Origin of the sequence: Ktedonobacter racemifer DSM 44963, assembly GCF_000178855.1 — a bacterium.
Classification (GTDB): Bacteria; Chloroflexota; Ktedonobacteria; order Ktedonobacterales; family Ktedonobacteraceae; genus Ktedonobacter; species Ktedonobacter racemifer.
The window spans coordinates 849,709-868,938 of record NZ_ADVG01000003.1; the positions used below are offsets into that span (position 1 = coordinate 849,709).

The 19,230-nt window shown below is 52.9% G+C and carries 17 protein-coding genes and 1 pseudogene; 9 read left to right on the forward strand and 9 right to left on the reverse strand.

Going from position 1 to position 19,230, the window contains the following annotated elements:
- From KRAC_RS62950 to KRAC_RS32735, 3 genes are all read left to right on the forward strand, one after another.
- On the forward strand, window positions 1–1,698 hold the full coding sequence (locus KRAC_RS62950) for a serine/threonine protein kinase (protein WP_007914756.1): 1,698 nt from the start codon (window positions 1–3) through the stop codon (window positions 1,696–1,698).
- Window positions 1,699–1,710: 12 nt separating this feature from the next.
- A complete protein-coding gene (locus KRAC_RS32730) occupies window positions 1,711–3,285 on the forward strand; it encodes a serine/threonine protein kinase (RefSeq protein WP_007914757.1) in 1,575 nt (524 codons plus the stop codon).
- Window positions 3,286–3,393: 108 nt separating this feature from the next.
- The gene (locus KRAC_RS32735; protein ID WP_007914758.1) at window positions 3,394–3,882 is read left to right on the forward strand and encodes a DinB family protein; all 489 of its coding nucleotides are present in this window, start codon (window positions 3,394–3,396) and stop codon (window positions 3,880–3,882) included.
- Window positions 3,883–4,085: 203 nt separating this feature from the next.
- Here the strand turns inward: KRAC_RS32735 and KRAC_RS32740 are convergent, their stop codons facing one another.
- From KRAC_RS32740 to KRAC_RS32755, 4 genes are all read right to left on the reverse strand, one after another.
- Complete coding sequence (locus KRAC_RS32740) at window positions 4,086–4,877, reverse strand: class I SAM-dependent methyltransferase (protein WP_007914759.1); 792 nt, start codon at window positions 4,875–4,877, stop codon at window positions 4,086–4,088.
- Between the two features lie 210 nt (window positions 4,878–5,087).
- Window positions 5,088–5,492: an ArsR/SmtB family transcription factor gene (locus KRAC_RS32745; RefSeq protein WP_007914760.1), complete on the reverse strand. Its 405-nt coding sequence runs from the start codon at window positions 5,490–5,492 to the stop codon at window positions 5,088–5,090.
- A gap of 78 nt (window positions 5,493–5,570) precedes the next feature.
- Window positions 5,571–6,032: an SRPBCC domain-containing protein gene (locus tag KRAC_RS32750; protein WP_007914762.1), complete on the reverse strand. Its 462-nt coding sequence runs from the start codon at window positions 6,030–6,032 to the stop codon at window positions 5,571–5,573.
- Window positions 6,033–6,180: 148 nt separating this feature from the next.
- The gene (locus KRAC_RS32755; RefSeq protein ID WP_007914764.1) at window positions 6,181–6,660 is read right to left on the reverse strand and encodes an SRPBCC family protein; all 480 of its coding nucleotides are present in this window, start codon (window positions 6,658–6,660) and stop codon (window positions 6,181–6,183) included.
- Between the two features lie 575 nt (window positions 6,661–7,235).
- Between KRAC_RS32755 and KRAC_RS32760 the strand changes: the two genes are divergently transcribed.
- The 5 genes from KRAC_RS32760 to KRAC_RS32780 all read left to right on the forward strand — a co-directional run bounded on the left by KRAC_RS32760 (window position 7,236) and on the right by KRAC_RS32780 (window position 13,455).
- A complete protein-coding gene (locus KRAC_RS32760; protein WP_007914766.1) occupies window positions 7,236–8,504 on the forward strand; it encodes an MFS transporter in 1,269 nt (422 codons plus the stop codon).
- A gap of 286 nt (window positions 8,505–8,790) precedes the next feature.
- Complete coding sequence (locus KRAC_RS32765) at window positions 8,791–9,966, forward strand: ATP-binding protein (protein WP_007914767.1); 1,176 nt, start codon at window positions 8,791–8,793, stop codon at window positions 9,964–9,966.
- A gap of 166 nt (window positions 9,967–10,132) precedes the next feature.
- Window positions 10,133–10,714, forward strand: a complete 582-nt coding sequence (locus KRAC_RS32770; RefSeq protein ID WP_007914769.1) for a class I SAM-dependent methyltransferase — start codon at window positions 10,133–10,135, stop codon at window positions 10,712–10,714.
- Window positions 10,715–11,051: 337 nt separating this feature from the next.
- Window positions 11,052–12,521: a hypothetical protein gene (locus tag KRAC_RS32775; RefSeq protein ID WP_007914771.1), complete on the forward strand. Its 1,470-nt coding sequence runs from the start codon at window positions 11,052–11,054 to the stop codon at window positions 12,519–12,521.
- Window positions 12,522–12,831: 310 nt separating this feature from the next.
- On the forward strand, window positions 12,832–13,455 hold the full coding sequence (locus tag KRAC_RS32780) for a class I SAM-dependent methyltransferase (RefSeq protein ID WP_007914773.1): 624 nt from the start codon (window positions 12,832–12,834) through the stop codon (window positions 13,453–13,455).
- Between the two features lie 259 nt (window positions 13,456–13,714).
- Here the strand turns inward: KRAC_RS32780 and KRAC_RS76495 are convergent, their stop codons facing one another.
- The 3 genes from KRAC_RS76495 to KRAC_RS71940 form a co-directional block, all read right to left on the reverse strand.
- A complete protein-coding gene (locus KRAC_RS76495) occupies window positions 13,715–15,070 on the reverse strand; it encodes a transposase (protein WP_007909441.1) in 1,356 nt (451 codons plus the stop codon).
- 69 nt (window positions 15,071–15,139) lie between these two features.
- Window positions 15,140–15,757: a transposase gene (locus tag KRAC_RS71935; protein WP_007905171.1), complete on the reverse strand. Its 618-nt coding sequence runs from the start codon at window positions 15,755–15,757 to the stop codon at window positions 15,140–15,142.
- On the reverse strand, window positions 15,754–16,269 hold the full coding sequence (locus KRAC_RS71940) for a helix-turn-helix domain-containing protein (RefSeq protein WP_007905169.1): 516 nt from the start codon (window positions 16,267–16,269) through the stop codon (window positions 15,754–15,756). The genes KRAC_RS71935 and KRAC_RS71940 overlap by 4 nt, the downstream gene beginning before the upstream one ends.
- 367 nt (window positions 16,270–16,636) lie before the next feature.
- On the opposite strand from KRAC_RS71940, the pseudogene KRAC_RS32805 reads away from it, so the two are divergent.
- Window positions 16,637–17,227 (forward strand): annotated as a pseudogene (locus tag KRAC_RS32805) (RNA-guided endonuclease InsQ/TnpB family protein); the annotation flags it as partial.
- Window positions 17,228–17,365: 138 nt separating this feature from the next.
- Here KRAC_RS32805 and KRAC_RS32810 read toward each other — a convergent pair.
- A complete protein-coding gene (locus KRAC_RS32810) occupies window positions 17,366–18,181 on the reverse strand; it encodes a class I SAM-dependent methyltransferase (RefSeq protein ID WP_007914775.1) in 816 nt (271 codons plus the stop codon).
- Between the two features lie 259 nt (window positions 18,182–18,440).
- Window positions 18,441–19,214: a class I SAM-dependent methyltransferase gene (locus KRAC_RS32815; RefSeq protein ID WP_007914778.1), complete on the reverse strand. Its 774-nt coding sequence runs from the start codon at window positions 19,212–19,214 to the stop codon at window positions 18,441–18,443.
- Between the last annotated feature and the right edge of the window lie 16 nt (window positions 19,215–19,230).

Genomic DNA, 19,230 nt, shown 5'->3' on the forward strand with positions numbered 1-19,230 from the left:
ATGCCAGAGGAAACAAGTGTCAAAACCAATATAGGTCAGCAGTTTGGCAACTATCGCCTTACAAGCCTGGTGGGGCGTGGAGGCTTTGCCGAGGTCTACCTGGGAGAACATGTCTATCTAAAGACCCAGGCCGCCATCAAAATCTTGCAGACCCGCCTATCGAGCGAGGAGCAGGAGCGCTTCTACGCCGAGGCGCGCACGGTGGCCCATCTCCAACATGAACATATCGTGCGCGTACTGGAGTTTGGCCTCAAGGATGACAGCATTCCCTACCTTGTCATGGAATATGCTCCTAACGGCACGCTGCGCGAGCGCTTTCCCAGGGGTAAGCCTGTTCCCTTTGCACATATCTTACCCCCCCTTAAACAGGTGGCCTCAGCGCTCCACTATGCTCATAGCGCAAACCTGATTCATCGCGACATTAAACCTGAGAACATGTTGCTGGGTACACACAACGAGGTTCTGCTCAGTGATTTCGGCATCGCCCTGATGATCAAGGGCTCACAGCGGCAGGACGCCCAGGAGGTCGCAGGCACGGTAACCTATATGGCGCCCGAACAGCTCCAGGGACGTCCCACCCGCGCCAGCGATCAATACGCGCTGGCCGTGGTCGTCTACGAGTGGCTCAGCGGTCAGCGCCTCTTCAGCGGCACCTTTACGTCTATTGCCACTCAGCATATGTTCACCCCTCCACCCTCTCTACAAGAGCGCGTACCCGGCATGAGCACCGCCGTGGACCAGGTCGTACTCAAGGCCCTGGCCAAGGACCCTCAGCAGCGCTTCGCCAGCGTCCAGGAGTTCGTCCTGGCCCTGGAAACGGCCGCGCTGGGAGAAACTGCTACTAACATATATAGCCCTGGGCCGATCTCTCTCCCCGTAAATACAGTCATTCCTGGCACACCTCCACCTTCGACCGCGTCGGCTCCTACGCCAGGGTTTATTGCGCCTACCCATCCAGCCCAGGCACGCCCCTCGTCTCAGCGCAGGTTGGCAATCGGCTTAATCGTCCTGGCCCTGCTCCTGATCGTGGGTAGCGGGCTGGCATATGTATGGAGCAGGCAACAAACAACCGCCAATAGCAGCCATCCCCAGCAGGATATGCAGGCGCTCTATGCCAGCGCGACGCGTGGAGAGCCACAGATTGAAGATCCCCTACACACGGAAGGCTCGCTGGCCTGGCTGCTAACTTCTAGCGGAACCTGTCACTTTCAAGGGGGAACGCTTCACGCGGCGGGCAAGGGGGTTGGCCTCTGCAACACGGCCTATACCAACCTGAGCAACTTCGCCTTTCAAGCGGAGATGACGATTCTACAAGGTCCAGATGGGGGCCTGATCTTCCGCAACGAACTCTTGCCCAACCCGAACGGGGGCATCTACTATTTCATGATCACGACCAGGGGAGACTTCAATCTGGGGGTCCGCAGCATTACCTATGCCAATAAGCAATACACCTCCTCTGGTCTGAACATATTGCTGCAACGGCATAGCACAGCGATCAAAACTGGCCTGAACCAGGCCAACCTGCTAACGGTCATTGCCCGTGGGCCTACGATCTCCCTGTACATCAACAAACAATTCGTGGGCAGCGTCAATGATAGCACCTCGCTCTCAGGAACCATTGGTCTGTTTAGCCAGGGCGCGACCGCCGACCAGTCCCTCGACGTTGCATTCAAAAATGCCCAGATATGGATATCATAAGGATAGAGACATATGGCTGATTCAGTAGAGGATCGCGTAGGGCAGCAACTCGGGAACTATCGTCTGCTACGCCTGCTACGCCGGGAGCATGGAGCGGATGTCTACCTGGGAGAACATATCTTTCTCAAGACCCAGGTCGCGCTCAAAGTGCTGCCAGGACAGCTCGCGCCTGGTGCCCTGGAGACGTTTCTCGCCGAGACGCGCCGCGTCGCGCGCTTAAAGCATCCCAACATCTTACGCGTGCTAGAATTTGGCGTGGAAGGCAACCTGCCTTTCCTGGTCACGGATTACACTCCTTATGGAACGCTGCGCCAGCGCCATCCCGAGGGGACGGGGGTCCCCGCTGCACAAGTTGTCTCCTACGTCAGGCAGCTCACGTCAGCCCTACAATATATTCATGATCAAGGTCTTGTTCATGGCAGGGTCCGGCCAGAGAATATGCTGCTCGGACCCCAGGGCCGTGTGCTGCTCGGCGACTTCAGCCCCAGCACAGAAACCCCGGTCAGCGATCAGTATGACCTGGCCGTGACCGTCTACGAATGGTTAAGTGGAGAACCACTCATTCCAGGCACGCCCACCAAGCATCTCGAACAATTACTGACGTTAACCACACAGCCAGCTATGTCTCCTGAACTTCGCAAGGTACTTACAAACGCCCTGGCCCCAGGGCCTCAGCGCCACTATGCAAACATCACGGCCTTCGCCCTGGCGCTAGAGCAGGCCCTCGCGCCCCTGCGCGGCCTCGGTCAGCATGGCTCACAAATCCTGGTACTATCGCCCTTAGATCGTGGCTATACGGACAACAAGGGGCGGAGATTGGTCATAGCTATATCCATCATCCTCGTCCTATTGCTCTTAATAGGGGGTATTGTGAGCTACAATACTGGCATTTTCCCCTTTGCTCGCTCGACTGTTGCCAGTCTTTCTCCAGCCCAGGCCACCCAGACCGTGACGACCAGGGGGGCGCAGCAGGCTGTCGCCACCTTCACGGCACGTTCGCCACAACAAATTTATACCGCTTCGACCAGTGGCCCGCCCTTTATCAATGATCCACTCACCAGCCAGGGCGCGAGCACATGGCAAAGCCTTCAAGGGCAGGATTATGGCTGCACTTTCAGCGGCGGGGCCTACCATGTACAGCTAGCGCGCCTCAACTCCTACTTAAACTGTGCCAGGCAGAAAAATGTCTTCCACAATTTCGCCTTCGAGGTCGAGATGAGCGTCATCAAGGGCGATGGAGGTGGCATCTTCTTCCGCGCCGATAGCGCTCACGCCAATTTCTATGTCCTGCGACTCATCAGTGATGGTGCGCAGGCTTTTGTCGGCCTCTCCTTCTACACCAGCCATAACAATCAAGCCACCATCAAAGACATAAAGGATACCTTTGTCTCAGCCAATAGCCAGGCCTTTAATCTGCTCTCTATAGTAGCCTACGAGCACACTTTCTATCTCTATCTGAACAGACAACCTCTATTGACAGCTCAGGATACAGCACTAGATACTGGGGGCATAGGCGTATACGCCCTCAACAGCAATAAACCCGCAACCGAAGTAGCCTTCCGCAACGCTAAGCTCTGGAAGCTCTAAAAATATGAGCTTAATTTCTAACAGGAGCGATGATGTCCGCTTTCCCTGGTACAATAAGGGAAAGATGTAGGAACAATACCATAAGCCTCATTGAAAGGATTCGAATCCATGCCCGAGAATGGCTCGACCCTCGCGGTCTTCTACGAAAACTGGCTGAACTATCAGAACCTGCTCATCAAAGCCATCGCACCCCTGAGCTCTGAGCAGCTGACCCAGCGCGCCGATCCCCGCCTGCGCTCAATTGATACTATCATGCGCCATATCATTGGGGCGCGCGCTCGCTGGTTCTACCTGATGATGGGGATAGGTGGCGAGGAGTTCGCCAACCTGGGAGGTTGGGACAGGCGGGATGCGCCAGAACGCAGCGCCGCCGAACTGGTCCACGGACTGGAGAAAACCTGGAGCGTCATGTACGAAGCAATCTCCAGCTGGACGGAGGAGGACTGGCATATTACCTATCAGAACGATCCTGGCGATGAGCCAGAGACCCTCACCCGCCAGTGGATCATCTGGCACCTTATCGAGCACGATATCCACCACGGCGGCGAGGTCTCCCTAACCCTGGGCATGCACGGATTGCAGGCACCCGATCTGTAGCGCGCTACTGGTGTACGCGGCTACTTGGGGACGGCCTCAAGTAGCCGCGTACACCAGTAGCAGGCTCAAACCTTCTTCACATAACTGTAGTCGAGCGCGACAGGCTGGAAGCCGACAGACTCATAGAGGCGACAGGAGGCTGGTCGTGCTCATAAAGAGCGCCACATTTATGGCTCCTTCGGGCAACATAGGCTCATTGCCTATCATGCATTCGCTAGAGGATTTCCCCATACAACTTCGTTGAACACAGTCAGCGCCAAGCCATCGTCTTGTAGGAAGGGGGTGAGCAAGCTCCTGACTTCTGCATCAAAAGCCTGTGCCGCAGCCTTGTCCATGCGCTCTCGCGAGAGGCCGTTGCGCGAGTGGAGGGAGTGAATATAGTCGTCTATAGATTGTACAAAGACGGTCGGACTTGTACGAAAGCTGCCCTGTTTCTGGAAGAGGTGACGCTCTTCCAGTTCCTCAACGAGGTCGTATGGGCGATACTCTTTATTCGTGGAGAAACGCTGAATGAGTGCTCCGAGACCCTCATTCCAGGATGCAGGCTCGTGTCCGCGCTCAACAATCGCCAGGAGACCATGCGGGGTCAAGATGCAGTGAAACAGGGGCATGACCACATCCCATTCCATCCAATGCAGGCTCTCGCCAGCCGTGATGAGCGCATAGGGAGGCTGTAACTCGACCTCCTCCACACGTCCATAGATCCAGTGCAGGTGAGGATGATCGCCATTCGAGAGTGCTCGCCCCTCATTTAGCATGGCCTGCGAAAAGTCGACGGCATCGACGCACTCTACCTGGCCTACAAGCCGACGCGCCAGGTCTCCAGTGCCACAGCCCACATCCAGGACCGTCCGTGGCTCATCAGTAATAAGCTCAACAAGCTTGCGAATGGCCTCATCAGCATAAGGGGGCCGGTGGTGATACGCCTCAGCAATGCTGCTATCCTTAAATTGTTCGGCATACTTCAGGCCGAGATGACCAGGTTTCGGCTTCATGCCAATGCCTCCTTTTTCCCATAGAATCAGTAAACAGGGACATTTATCCTCCTCAATTACGGATAAATGTCCCCAGGGTTATATAGGCATAACTCTGGCAGAATGGCCATTCACAGAGCAGCTAGTGCTTCGCCCATGCAGTGGACATCAGTCGTTTAATGTTGGGATTTCCACCTGTTGATCGGTGTGGCATGGATAACACGTTGTTTTTCAATCGTTTGGGTCATGCTCATCAATCCTTTCCTTCTGTGATGCCATTGTGGCATTCTCTTCTTCTGGGGTGGATGGTGTGCGCGGCTCATCAAGCAGATAGCTCCGCAAAGCAGCCAAACGATGATCCCAGCGTGCTTCGATGGCCGCAATCCAGGTCGTGACGGACTGCAAAGCCTCTGGATGTGGCATATACCGCCGTTCTCGACCCGCCTCGTGGACTACCACGAGGCCGGCCTCCACCAGAATCGTCAGGTGCTTGGTAACTGCCTGGCGTGTGATTGGTAAACGTGCAGCAAAGCTCGTTGCTGTCCCAGACCCCTCTTGGCAGAGCTGTTCGAACAACAAACGGCGCGTTGGATCTGCGAGAGCCACAAAGACCAGGTGCGTCTGTGAATCTGTCATCACATGTTCCCCTCTCCTGTTTGCGACCCTGAAAACACCACACACAGGAGAAAACGCAAACGGTGGATGCTGCTTGTACTATGTTGCTGAAATGGTGCTCTCAAGGTAAACACGCAGCTTGGGCAGTTCGCTCTGCCACCCTCCCTGATTATCCTGGTGAGATTGCGTCTGAAAGGCGTCTGGGAGAGAGGCAAAGCCAGACTCGACGAGCGTCAAGCGCGTCCCCTCCGCAACCTCCTCGAGTGTAAACGTCACCAGCGTAGTGGCAGTTGAGGGGAGCTTGAGTTCGGGATGACCAAGGGCGTGCGAAGCCCAACGAAAGGCAAAACAATGGGGCGGCTCAATCGTTTCAATCACGCCGGGATACGGAGAAAGCTTGTTCTCCCAGGTGAAATTGATCTTGCCACCCACACGAAAATCGATATCCCTTACAATGTCGAACCATTGCGAAAATTGTTCCGGCTTCGTGATGGCATCCCAGACGCGTTCGCGCGAGATGGGCAGCATTTCAATTCGTTCAATACAATCAGGAATCGTCAAGATGTTTCCTCCTGTGAATTACGCCACTTTTCCATTCTTTTTAACATGCAACTATCCGATTGCGTAAGGATAGTATATCTCAAAAAACACATTTACGGTTGAATGTTGGGATTTACATACCTAGTATGTATCTCCTTCGCCCCATCTGTTAATTTTTCATCTCTATATCAATCTTTGTATCACTTTCTTCCAGGTTGGGGTGCCCTTTCCCCGTGGTTATCAAACTCAATAAACTATCCTGCACATAGTTGGTCCAAGCAGTTGAACAGACGCCATAACACTCAAATTCGGGAACTAAACCCTCGTGAGTGAAGAGGAGTTGCGTTTTGTTCCCCTGTTGAGAGATTTCAAAACGAACTTTTGTGCCCGTCCATTCGCTTTTGTCTTTCACAAAATTAAGATAGTTATACATAACAAACCAGACGACTTGTTTGTTAGGAATAACTTCTCTTAATTTTATTTTGGAATAATGGACGTCTTTGACCTGAAAGATAAACTCATCATTGAGTTTGTCAGTGCTGCCTTCAATGTCTTTCGACCACCATCCGCGAACATTGTTGATGGCATTGAAGACTTCTTCCGGAGTTTGGTCTACCAAAAGGGTCGTGGTGAAATTTTGAGTATTCATCGAACTATCACACTTACACCTTTCCTCAGATAATGCTAGCCTGACTACTTTTCGTTCCTGCTTTCTGAAGGATTGTGTCCCGAACGCAACCCTCAAGTTGCCTTTTTGCGGGGCTGGCCGCAAAAAGAGCAAGATTGGAGAAGTTTTGGTCGTGGGCTGAGGCAAAAAGGGAGAGGGAGTCTTTCTTTATTCATGAGCATCTATTTTTCCTTGCAAAAGGGCGCGAAGTTGGGTACAATCAAAGCATTATAGTATCGCTTAGACAGAAGCGGCCTGGGTGGCTGCTTACAAGAAAGGTAGGTATCTCTGCATGCTGTTGTTTTTCGCTTTGGGCTACTTTGAGGTCAAACAAACACGGCAGAGATCACATACCAAAACACCTCACAATACAAACCATTATATGTAGGCGCGTGCCCTGCCGTGCCACCTTCAGGTGGTGCCCCTTATGGGTGTTTAGTAGCGTCGTCCCCTTCGTGTTTGCTCACCTGGCCTCATTGTATCCCTTTAACCTCTCTGTTCTTGCCTTTTAAAGATGTTTTTGGGATTTCATGACTATAAGAATCAGAGGCTTTGAGATGCAAACACGCGATAGTGTTGCCGCTATATACCTGCTCTTGAGGGGTATCTCCTCGCTGTTTGTGGCCGTTGTCTATACGGTTGAGCTGATCTACCAGGCCCAGAGTATTGGACTTAATCCTTTCCAGCTCATCCTGGCTGGCACGCTTAATCAGCTGGTGATCTTTGTGTGCCAGGCTCCAACGGGCGTGCTGGCCGATATGTATAGCCGCCGCTGGGCGGTGGTGAGTGGGCTGCTTGTCATTGGACTGGGCTTCTTGATTGAGGGCGGGATTCCGTCGTTCGCGGCTGTGCTCGCCGCCCAGGCGTTCTGGGGCCTGGGGTCCTCGCTGATGGATGGCGCCGACGCAGCCTGGATCGCCGATGAACTGGGAAGCGAGCAGGTAGGCTCGCTCTATCTGCGCGCGACCCAGGTTGGCTGGCTCTGTACCTTGCCGGGCATAGCGCTTGGCGCAGGTCTGGGCAGCATCCACCTGAATCTACCCATGCTTGTGGGTGGAGGCGGCTACCTGGCCCTCGGCCTGCTGCTGGCTGTGATCATGCCGGAGCGTCGCTTCAAGCCCGCCACCAGGGAATCCGGCTCATCCTGGCGCCAGATGCAGCAGACGCTTGTGAAGGGCTTCCGCCTGATCCGCTTCCACCCCACACTGCTGGTCATCCTGGGAACAGGTGTTTTCTCGGGGGTTGTAGGAGAGGCCTTTGGGCGCCTATGGCAGTATCACCTGCTGCACAATTTTGCCTTTCCAACTATAAGCAATCTACCCTCAATCACCTGGTTTGGTGTTATCGAGATCGTCATTGCCCTGACAAATATCGTCGGGATCGAGATCGCTAAACGCCGCCTTGATACCAACAACCAGCGAGCCGTGGCCTGGGGCCTCTTGCTCATCGAGGGCGCCACCCTACTGGGTATTATGCTCTTTGCCCTCGCGGGACAATTTGTCCTGGCCCTGGCGGGCCTCTGGCTCCTCACGACCGCCAATGGACCTCGCATTCCTCTCCGGCAAGCCTGGATCAATCAGCATACGCCCTCCAGCGTTCGCGCCACCATTCTCTCGTTTAACTCCCTGGTGGGCGCGCTGGCGGCGATAGCAGGTGGGCTACTTATTGGCGCGCTTGCTACAGCCCTGACAACCCGGCCTGCTCTCCTGTTCACCGGGCTGCTACTACTTCCCGCCCTCTACCTCTACGCTCGAACCCTTCGCGGGAAGCGACCAATTACTACAACAAAAACTGAGGAGGAAGATATGATGCCCGAAAATACGTAAGTAGCGCACGCGCTCACACGCCACCTTTGCTGGTGACGCGGCAGGATGGGCTGCTCCTCAAAAGCCACTCTGGCTCAGATTTCAAATTCCTCCCTTGAGAGATATACTGTGAGCAAGCTAGGAGCAACCATCATGACCCAACGACAATTAAGCCCAGAAGAAAAACTGCATATTGTTCGACACTTGGTAAGTGGCGAAAAGTACCTGGGCTAACTCAGTTGTGAGTACAAGATCTCGCATACCGTCATCAGCAACTGGCATGAAGCCTCCATTTTTGAGGTAGGCAATGAAATTCAATGAGAAGCAAAGAAAGCATCGACATGCTGACCACCGTCACTCGTGGTGGCATTCACCTCTTCTTGGCTATCCTCTTGCTGTTCTCTTCACTGCCATCGCGTTTTTGATCCCCATGTCTGAGAAATCCGTGGGCATTGAGGATCTTTTTATTGAGCCGCCGTTTGTCATCGCAACGCTTCTGGTTGGATGGTTCTGGGGCATCGGTCCAGCACTGCTAGCTTTGCTTCTCGAAGTACTTGCAATCGATTATTGGCTTGTCCCCCCTCTCGGGAGCATCTCGTTTTTTCTGTGGCCCAATATTGTTTCATTCGCGCCGTTTATTCTCATCCAGCTCATTGTCCTGGGTCTGATCGTCGTTCAGAAAAACTACCGGCAACAGCTTCTCCATGCTAACCAGGAGATCTCTCAACATGCTGAGGAATTGGCGGAGAGCAATACTCGACTCGAACAAGCGGATCGGGTCAAAGATCAGTTTCTCTCGATGGCCTCGCATGAACTGAGAACACCGGTGACGGGTATTCAAGGGTATGTACAATTGCTCCTGCACCGATTGAAGAAGCAAAGCATACAGAATCCGGAATGGCTTCCCATGTACGACGCTCTGGGTAAAGTGGATGAACAGACCCGGAGGTTAACGGATCTAGTGAATGATTTGCTCGATATCAATACGTTGCGTTCAGGGAAGATGCCGGTGCACCTGGAATTCTGTGAGCTAGGTTGCCTATGCCGGAGAGTTGTCGAAGAACAACAGGCTTTGGTAGGTCGTTCAATCGATCTGCGACTTCCTGCCGATCCTGTGACCGTGCAAGTCGACAACAGGCGATTCTCTCAGGTCGTGAGCAATCTGGTCAGCAATGCTCTCAAATATTCACCTAAGAATACGCCCATACTCGTGGAGGTGAGCCAGAGACCAGGAGAGGCCATCCTTGCAGTTCACAATGAAAGCCCTGTGCTTACCAAAGAACAACAGAAATCCCTTTTTGAGCCGTTCTATCGGAGTTGTGAAGCCCAATCCCCCGCGACACCCGGATGGGGGCTGGGACTTGCCATTTGTAAAGAAATTGTTGTATTGCACAACGGGCGCATCTGGGTAGAGTCTTCGGCAGAAAAGGGCACGACCTTCTTTGTCGCCTTGCCTCTTCCAACGAGTTCGGAAAGCGCATAGCCCAAAAACGCGCGACAAGCAGTTCTTCAATCACTCTTAGTTTCAAATTTAAATAAAATCATATTCAATCGCATCAGGCTTTTCAGTGGGTATGTGTTACAATAACTGAGCTGTAAAGCGCAAGAAGCCGATGACAAGCAGTCAGAAAGGATGGATACAAGCATCTATGGACTACCAACAGGTCACGGCCCTTTTGCAAGAAGCCTACAATCGTGAGAGCGCAGGCAACCGAAACCAGGCCAAAAAAGAGGATTGGAAGGTTGCCGAGCGACAGGATTTTCTCGACCTCTTACAACGCGAGGGGAAACAAACACTGCTGGAGGTGGGAGCGGGAACCGGCACGGATGGCCTCTTCTTTCAGCAGCAGGGTCTGCGCGTTGTCTGCACTGATCTCTCGCCCGCCATGGTCGAGCTATGCCGCGAGAAGGGTCTGGAGGCTCACGTCATGGATTTTCTGGGCCTGGATTTCCCCCCCGCCTCCTTCGACGCCATCTACGCGCTCAACTGCCTGCTCCACGTGCCAACAAAGGATCTCCCCAGTGTGCTGGAGAAGCTGCGCGACCTCCTGCGCCCCGGCGGCCTCTTTTTCCTTGGCGTCTACGGCGGCAACGAGCAAGAGGGCGTGCGTGAGGAAGACTGGCATAAACCACCCCGTTTCTTCGCTCACCACACTAGCGTAGGCGCGTACCTTGTGCCCTTTACAGCGGTATGCAGAAAGGTTGGTCTCGTGCTCCGACCGACGTGCTAAACGCACAGCTCAATGCATCTTCACACTACTTTTTCAATCAAGGAGACACATTTTTGCCTGTTTTACAATGATTTTTCCCTCTTTTGTCTGGTCCTCTTCTTTACTGTTTACCTTCTGCCATCTCGTTGCGCATCCCGTGGGCAGTTCCAGGTTTTAGGTCATATGCATCACCATCATTCAAAAGAGCTATCAACTTGCCATTTTTAATGATTTCAAGTATGGTATATATAAAAAGCGATGTTTCGCCGGTCAGGGAGTGTGTGTGCGCGCGCACACACTCCCTGACCCAAACGAGCCACGCAGTGGCGAGGAATAATAGTTACAAAAAGGTTACCAAATGGATATCACAGAAGCAAATTTTGATCCAGCTATTTCTGATCGAGATAAGGAATTAAAGGCAGCGAGGAATAGCGATCAAGAAATTCACCTGATGGATGATTTGCCAGAAAAAGAGAAAAAGTCAAAACTTTTTTTCGCCATCCTTGAAACATGTTTTATTTTTATCGGCCTACTATGTATATATTTCTTTCTCCCGCGTATGATTCATGGTGATGGTGCTCAACGCTATCAGTATCTGGCGGATTTTCTCCATCATGGCATTACCCGGAACCCTGGTGCAAAATATTCTCTGGTTGGACCCATCTTTGCTCTGCCCTTGCTTATAATTGGAGAAAGGCTAGGTCAGCCTGTCGCCTGGATTTTAGTCTATAATTACATTCTTTTTGCGGGCTGCCTCCTTGCCATCTATCTTCTTTGTAGAAATCACATTGATCGAGGTCTATTGCGCAAATTCATCCTGTTACTGGTAACCTCATCGATGTTTGCCGCGCATCTCTTCGCATTCTACGGCGAGGTATTTTCCGCCGCCTGTATTGGGGTGGGAATTATTGCGTTTATGAGACGTTCTCGCTTGTCCTCGATTGGAGGTTGGATCGCTGTGATACTGGGCGTGGTCAACACGCCAGCAATGGTAGGAGGTTTTTGTCTACTCATATTCAAAAGAATGTTGGACATGAAGCGCCTGCGCTATCTGATCGCAGTCGTCGCCGTGGCTGCGTTGATTCTTGGCGAGTCCTGGTTGCGTCGTGGTTCGCCCCAGGCAAGTGGCTACGCCAACGATTTCGGTTTTCATACTGTGATGCCATACTCAGGTTTGCCCGGTTTTAGCTATCCATTCTTCTTTGGGCTGATCTCCATTCTCTTCTCTTTTGGCAAAGGTCTGATCTTTTTTACACCAGGATTTCTGCTGCCCGTTCGTAAAACAATGCTAAAATTGCAAGAGAAATATGATTTGAATCTCTACCAGCTCTATGTCTTGTGGCTCTTCTTCCTGGTAGGATTGATTCTGGTCTATTCCCGCTGGTGGGCCTGGTACGGTGGACGCTATTGGGGGCCACGTTTCTTCCTCTTCGCCTCTCTTCCTGCTTCTTTGGCGCTGGCTGTTCGCTTACATGATAAAGGGACCAAACTGTGGGTTAACATCTTTACGGGCGTGGTTCTCTGCCTCTCTGCCTGGGTTGGAGTGTGTGCCGCGCTCTTTCAAAGCGATACCTATATTTCGACGTGTAGTGCGAACAACTACGCGCTGGAAGCATACTGCCACTACGTCCCTGAATTCAGTGTCCTCTGGCATCCTTTTGTTGTCCATCCACATCTCGATTTCAATCAGGGACTCTACCTGGTATACCTGTTGGTTGTATTCCTCTATTTCTTCGTGCCGCTTCTATGCAAAATTTACCAGCAGTCAAAAGGAATTGTTGTCGCAACCTGCAAGCCATACCTCGATATGACGAAATGGCGCATTTGATCCATTGAAATACCGCACGGCACCACAGGGCTTCCCTCCATAAAAATCTAGGGGAAACCCTGTTTTTCTTTTCTTCCGTAACTCTTCAAGTTCACGACCTTCTTTGTCGCCTTGCCTCTTCCAACGAGTTCGGAAAGCGCATAGCCCAAAAACGCGCAACATGCAGTTCTTCAATCACTCTTAGTCTCAAATTTAAATAAAATCATATTCAATCGCATCAGGCTTTTCAGTGGGTATGTGTTACAATAACTGAGCTGTAAAGCGCAAGAAGCCGATGACAAGCAGTCAGAAAGGATGGATACAAGCATCTATGGACTACCAACAGGTCACGACCCTTTTGCAAGAAGCCTACAATCGTGAGAGCGCAGGCAACCGAAACCAGGCCAAAAAAGAGGATTGGAAGGTTGCCGAGCGACAGGATTTTCTCGACCTCTTACAACGCGAGGGGAAACAAACACTGCTGGAGGTGGGAGCGGGAACCGGCACGGATGGCCTCTTCTTTCAGCAGCAGGGTCTGCGCGTTGTCTGCACTGATCTCTCGCCCGCCATGGTCGAGCTATGCCGCGAGAAGGGTCTGGAGGCTCACGTCATGGATTTTCTGGGCCTGGATTTCCCCCCCGCCTCCTTCGACGCCATCTACGCGCTCAACTGCCTGCTCCACGTGCCAACAAAGGATCTCCCCAGTGTGCTGGAGAAGCTGCGCGACCTCCTGCGCCCCGGCGGCCTCTTTTTCCTTGGCGTCTACGGCGGCAACGAGCAAGAGGGCGTGCGTGAGGAAGACTGGCATAAACCACCCCGTTTCTTCGCTCACCATACCGACGAGTTCATGCGCGAGGCCGTCTCGCCCGTCTTCGAGATTGTCTCGTTCAAATCTATCTCAATCACAAATTCAGATTGGCGCTTTCAGTCCCTGGTGCTCAGGCGTAAACAATAAAATATATGTAGTGGAGCAGGACCTGCGGCCCTGCCCTACCATACCCCATAAAGGTACTATTAAATTCAAGAGTATCAAGCCGGATTACTACAAAATATCCTCAGCCGTTTTAGGAACTGAATAGACCCATACAATTATCAGGGCTACAGACACCACTCCTTGTTATAACAGCTAGACAATTCCTTATTTTTATAGTAATTGGAGGCCATTTCATGTCCCTGGCATCCAGCTAGTGGGTCAGTTGCCAAGTTTTGTCCGGTTAAGCTGCCTTTCGGTAGTAGCGGACCGAGCGAAGACGTCGAGGAATGACGTAAGCAGCGGTGGCACCAGAACCTCCCACACGATGGCGCCGTGCATAGGCTCGATCCCGGCGTGCATGCCGCTTGCCGCCCCAGATAAAAGGCGTGGGACGACGATTCCAACCTGCGACGGCATCAGTAAGCCACTGCTTGAGGATCTCGACATCATAGGTATGATAGCCTTGCAATGCTCTCCGTTTGATGATCCGTTGCACCGACTCCGCCATGTTGAGCCAGGAACCTGCATTGGGCGTGGAAAGTAAGAGAATGCCATGCTCTGCACACCACTGCACCAGGCTGTGGCTTTTGTGCCCGGCCAGATTGTCCCAGATCAAGAGGATTCTGACGGGAGGGAAAAAGCGATCCAACTGCTCGGCGGCTGGATAGATATCCCAATCCTGCCAACGCCGGCCAGTTGGAACCGTCTCGGGAGCAGGAGGACACTGTTTCAAGATGTCTGTCAATTCTCGCTGCAACCAGGGATGCAGAATGGCATTGGTACTTTGCTGAACCACTTCGGCGCGCAGTTCTCCAGTGGCAGGGCGGAACAAGGTGAGTAATTTCGCCGTTTCCCCTCGCAGGTATTGATGCGCCTGGCGTGCCGGTCGATTTTCCACCTGCCAGGAACTGCCAGGCTGTGGAATGGTCTGATACGGACCAGCCTCGTCTTCGCACCATACCTGGAACCCAAGCTGTTCGCCAATCAGATAGGCTCGCTCAATCACTGCTGTTTTTTCCTGGGTATATTCGTCATAGCTTTCTTCAACACGACCATCCTTTTTGCGTAGGGTCTTGCCTGTCTCACACCAGGTCCGACTCTTTTGCCAGCTGTAACCAGCCTCATGCAGCGTGTAGAGAATAGTAAATGTGCTCACTCGCGGCAATCCGTCAGGGGCTTCTCGTAAGGCACGTCGTAACGTAGCAAGTGACCACGTCGCTGTGCCGTCTTCTTTGCGCAAGGGATGGCGACGGAGTTCTTGGACAATCCGTGTTCGTTCAGTCGAGCCATAGCTGCGGGGATGGCCACGGCGAGGAAGGTCATCCAGAGCAACAAGACCTCGTTCATGAAAGCGGCGAATCAGCCGGGCAACGGTTTTCGGGGTTTTCCAGCCAGCTGCTTTTGCGGCATCTGTCAGGTTTTTTCCCGCTTCGATAGCCAGAAGAGCAACGGCTCGCTGATGGCGGTTCAGACGTTCGCTGGGAGCATGGCTGATGCGTGTGAGTTCGCTGCGTTCGGCATCCGTAAGAGGGCGGAGGGGTTGAGTAATGGGATGGGACATACCGTGGGGTTCTTGAAGCGTCCTTTCATGGATCATGGGTTCTTATGTTCTCCTTGAGTATGTCACAACCGGACAAGACTTGGCAACTGACCCACTAGTGCAAGATTACGAAACCTTTTCGGGAAGAGATAAATGTGGCTCATATGCACACCCATAATAGGCACAGACTCGCTCAGCGAGGTGGTGAGCCGAAAGCAGCCCATTGGTTTCGGCCACATTGCGTTTGCCATGGACCCACTTGGGCTCAATTGGATTGAGCCAGGGACTTTTGGTGGGCAGTTGGAAAGGCAAAATCCGTACCCCTTCGTCCGTTTGTTTGACAGCGAGGTTGTGTTTTCTGATCCAGGTGCGCACCATCTTACTCACATGCCAGGAGGCGTTGTCCCAGATGAGGAGCCACTGACGTTTGCCTTGTGCGGCCAATTGCTGACAACACCAGTCCAGAAACTGGATGGTGATCTCACTCACCGGGCGTCCTGTGACAAAACGAAGCCACATCTGCTCTCGCACGGGTTCCTCCGTGGTTCCGTTTTGCCAGAGGACACCATAGCAAGCCAATGCTTTTGGGTCAGGGTCATTCTTTTGCCAGGATTGCTCAACCAAACGGACTGGGTACTCTGGATCTTGCCAGGTGTGAAGGCGTGGAAGAGCAAATCGGCTCCACCAGACCTCGTCGAGGAAGCCAATGGCCCAATCAGAGCGGGGTTGAGCGTACGCGATCAAGCGGTCACGAGCCTTTTTTTTCGTGCATACTGCGGATCGGGGCTGGTAATCCAGTGCTTGGCTCGTTTCCAACTGACGCCCAAGCGCTTGAGCGCGCGGCGGACACTGGCAGCAGTGGTCGGGGCAGCTACGAGTCCTTGTGACAAGCAGATTTGCGCCACCAGTGGGAGAGACCAGAGATTGCGCTCGATCCCAAAATCGCGCGGGCTGCGATGGAGCAGATCGCGCAAGGCTGGCAGATTCTCGTCGGCAATGCTGGTGCGTAGCCGATGAGGGCGACAGGACTCCTTCTTGAGCACGTCGAGCCCCTGCTCGTTGAAGTCTTTGATCACATTGCGCACTGTCTGGTCGTCGCAGCCCAGCTGCCGCGCAATGGCGATGGCTCGCTCTCCACGGGCTGAAGCCAGAAGGATCTGGCAACGGCGTAGCACAAAGGCTGAGCCGGAGCGTAAGTGAGCCTCGATATGGGCTCGCTCGGATTCGGTGAGTGGTCGAATGAAAATGGGTTGCATACCTTCTCATATCGGCTACTTTCCTACTTTCTTTTGGACGATTGCACTAGCTGAAGGATTTCTGGGCATCGCCTGATCGTCAGGGTCTTTTGCTCCTCCTCATCTGGCAGATTGTTCTGCCCTTGACGCTACTAAGGCGTTCTATTCCTCTCTATCCACATTACTACATCATGTATATGAGCAGTGCCATCCCACAGACATTCTCGGGTTATTTTTAAAACAGCATAAGCACGCGTCGGGCTCCTCGTCATATTACTCGCGCTTGCTCTATGGCTCTGGCGAAGAGGGCCTGGGCGATCCGGGTATGGCCCCAGGGGAAAAGCTTGAGAAAATCGTCGGGCGGGAGGAGCTTGCGCTGGACGATTTCCCGCGCTATCTGAGAAAGGCCGAACGCAAGCTCAAGCGGTTGCACCGTCGCCTTTCTCGCACACAGAAGAAGTCAGCCAACCGCAAGAAGGCCAGGAAGAAACTTGCAAAAGGCTATCTCAAGGTCCAGAGGCAGCGTGAAGATTTCGCCAGAAAGACGGCGAACGCGCTTATCACCTCTCACGATCTGATTGCCTATGAACACTTGAGAATAGCCAATTTGGTAAAAAACCGCACGCTGGCAACGTCGATCAGTGATGCAGCCTGGGGTCGCTTTCTCCAGTGGCTCAACTCCTATGGATCGATGCACACCATACCAATTATTGCGGTAGAACCAGCTTTCACCAGCCAGGATTGTAGCGCCTGTGGGGCACGCGTCAAGAAGTCGCTCAGTGTGAGGACGCATATCTGTCCCTCCTGTGGCTTCGTGCTTGACCGCGACCACAACGCCGCGCGCAACATTTTAGAGAAAGCCTATCGTACTGTCGGGCAGACAGGAACGGGTGAGGCGCAAGCCCCACCGAACGCTTCTGGACAGACCGCCTCTACTCGTTCTGGTCGCAAGGCCAGAGCGGGCAAGCGGGCTGGATGAAAGAAGAATTCCCCTGGATGTATCCGGGGGAGTGTCAAAAACATAATCCGCATAACTACGACCGCTCTCTCTACAAGAAGTACAGGCAATTCTGCCTGCTTCATGTAGAGACGAGCGAACAGTGCTTTTTGCTACAAACTATTGACAGGGATAGAAGGCCACGGGGGCGCGGCGCAGGACGTAGACCTTGCGCTGGCGCAGGAGGCGCACGCCCTTTGGCGTCGTGTTATAGCGCACGTAGAGGTCGAGCGCCGCCCGGTCGCGAGCGGCCTCATATGGGCATGGCGGCAAACGCCAGTTGCCGAGCATGGCCCACATCTGCTTCAGGTAGGCCTCAAAGTTCTCTCCATCGCGGAAATACTCCTCGTAGAAGTACACCTTGGAGCTTACTGGGAAGAGTCCCAGCCCGGCGTATGTGCTTATAATCAACTCGTGATCTGTGTAGTAGTAGGGTGTATAGTGCCTGCGACCAAAGATCTCGCCCAGCGGATAGCCATCGAAGCCGCTGACAAACTCCTGCACTACCATAGCGTCCTGGCGTAACTTAGGTATAAATTGCTCATTAAAATTGGGTCCCCGGCGGCTAAAGACCAGGCCAAAGGTATCGTCCGGCAGACTGGCAATGGCTTCAGCATCGTAAATACTACCATGCACGGTAGTCACGTTCTTCAGGCCCAGGCGCTCAGCGCGCAGACCTGTAACCTCCAGCATTTCTTTGTTCTGGTCCAGGCCCCAGATATGCTTTACCTTTGGCGCCAGGCGGCAGAGGGTCTGGCCCGCACCGCAACCCAGGTCCAGCACATTACTCTCCGGCATAGCATACTGGTCCAGCAAACGATCAACTTCAGCGGCGGGATTCTCGCCATAATACTCGACGAGGGCGGGGGAGACAGAGGAGGTATAGCTCGTAAAGGCGCCATAGCGCTCGGCCAACTCGGCATCAAAATCAAACATGCATCAAACTCCAGCCATTGCTTAACACAGAGAGGGTGCAACACAACAGCCCTCCTGCCAACAGGAAAAGTAATAGCTCGCGGACACGCCTCATCTGTAGGGTCCATGCTTGCATGGACTCCTCTCCCAAACGACCCGCGAGAAATTATTCCACTATAGCCTCTCAAGAGGCATGCAATGACTAAAGCAGCACCGCGAAGTTCCAGCCTTTCAATCCGTATACCCAAGTATAACACGAAAAAAAACACCAATCGACCAGTTATATACGCACAAGTGCTAGTTGTCGTATCCCCCATTCAATTTCGTCGTCTCTCTCAGCAACTTGCGTGAGGACTCGTAAATCCTCCTCTATGCTATTGATCAGGTCAGGGGAGTAGTGTTGTTGGATAAATGGCAGATGTTTCCAGGATTGAATATTCATCCAAAACATCATCGCGGCTTGTGCCGTCGTCACTTTGACGGCCTGCACCCGATTTCTATGTATTTGAAGGGATTTGCTTTGTGTTAGCGCCTCTAACGATGGTCCTATGTACAGATTATTTGCTTGATGAGCTAGCATGGCCGCAACGATCTCTAGATACTGGGCAAGCAATTTATGCTGTGTATGAATCCATTCCGTCTCTTCTATAAACAAGAAACCGCCTGGTTGCAGTTGTGTAGCCCAACGCTCAATGATAGATTGGGGCAGTTGAAGGTGAGTCAGCAGGAAGCGGCAGTAGAGCAGGTTCGCCGGGCCGGAGGGAAAAGGTACAACAGTAATATCATGACAGGCAAACGAGATATGAGGCGCCGCAGTCTTTTGTGCAAAGGCGATAAAACTTGGAGAGAGATCCAGGCCAATCACTTGTTTTGCTTGAAGCGTGTTTGCAAGCAGGTGCGTTGTGCAGCCTGGTCCACATCCCAGATCTACCACAAGAGAGGGCGTCTCACCAAGGCACTCGCGCAGAAAGAGGCTTGTTGACGCAGAATATACCTCCGCGAGCACTTCTAGCCGCTGTCTGGCACGATCAGTGTGCGTAAAAGCGTAGGTCATCTATCCTCCTTAGAAA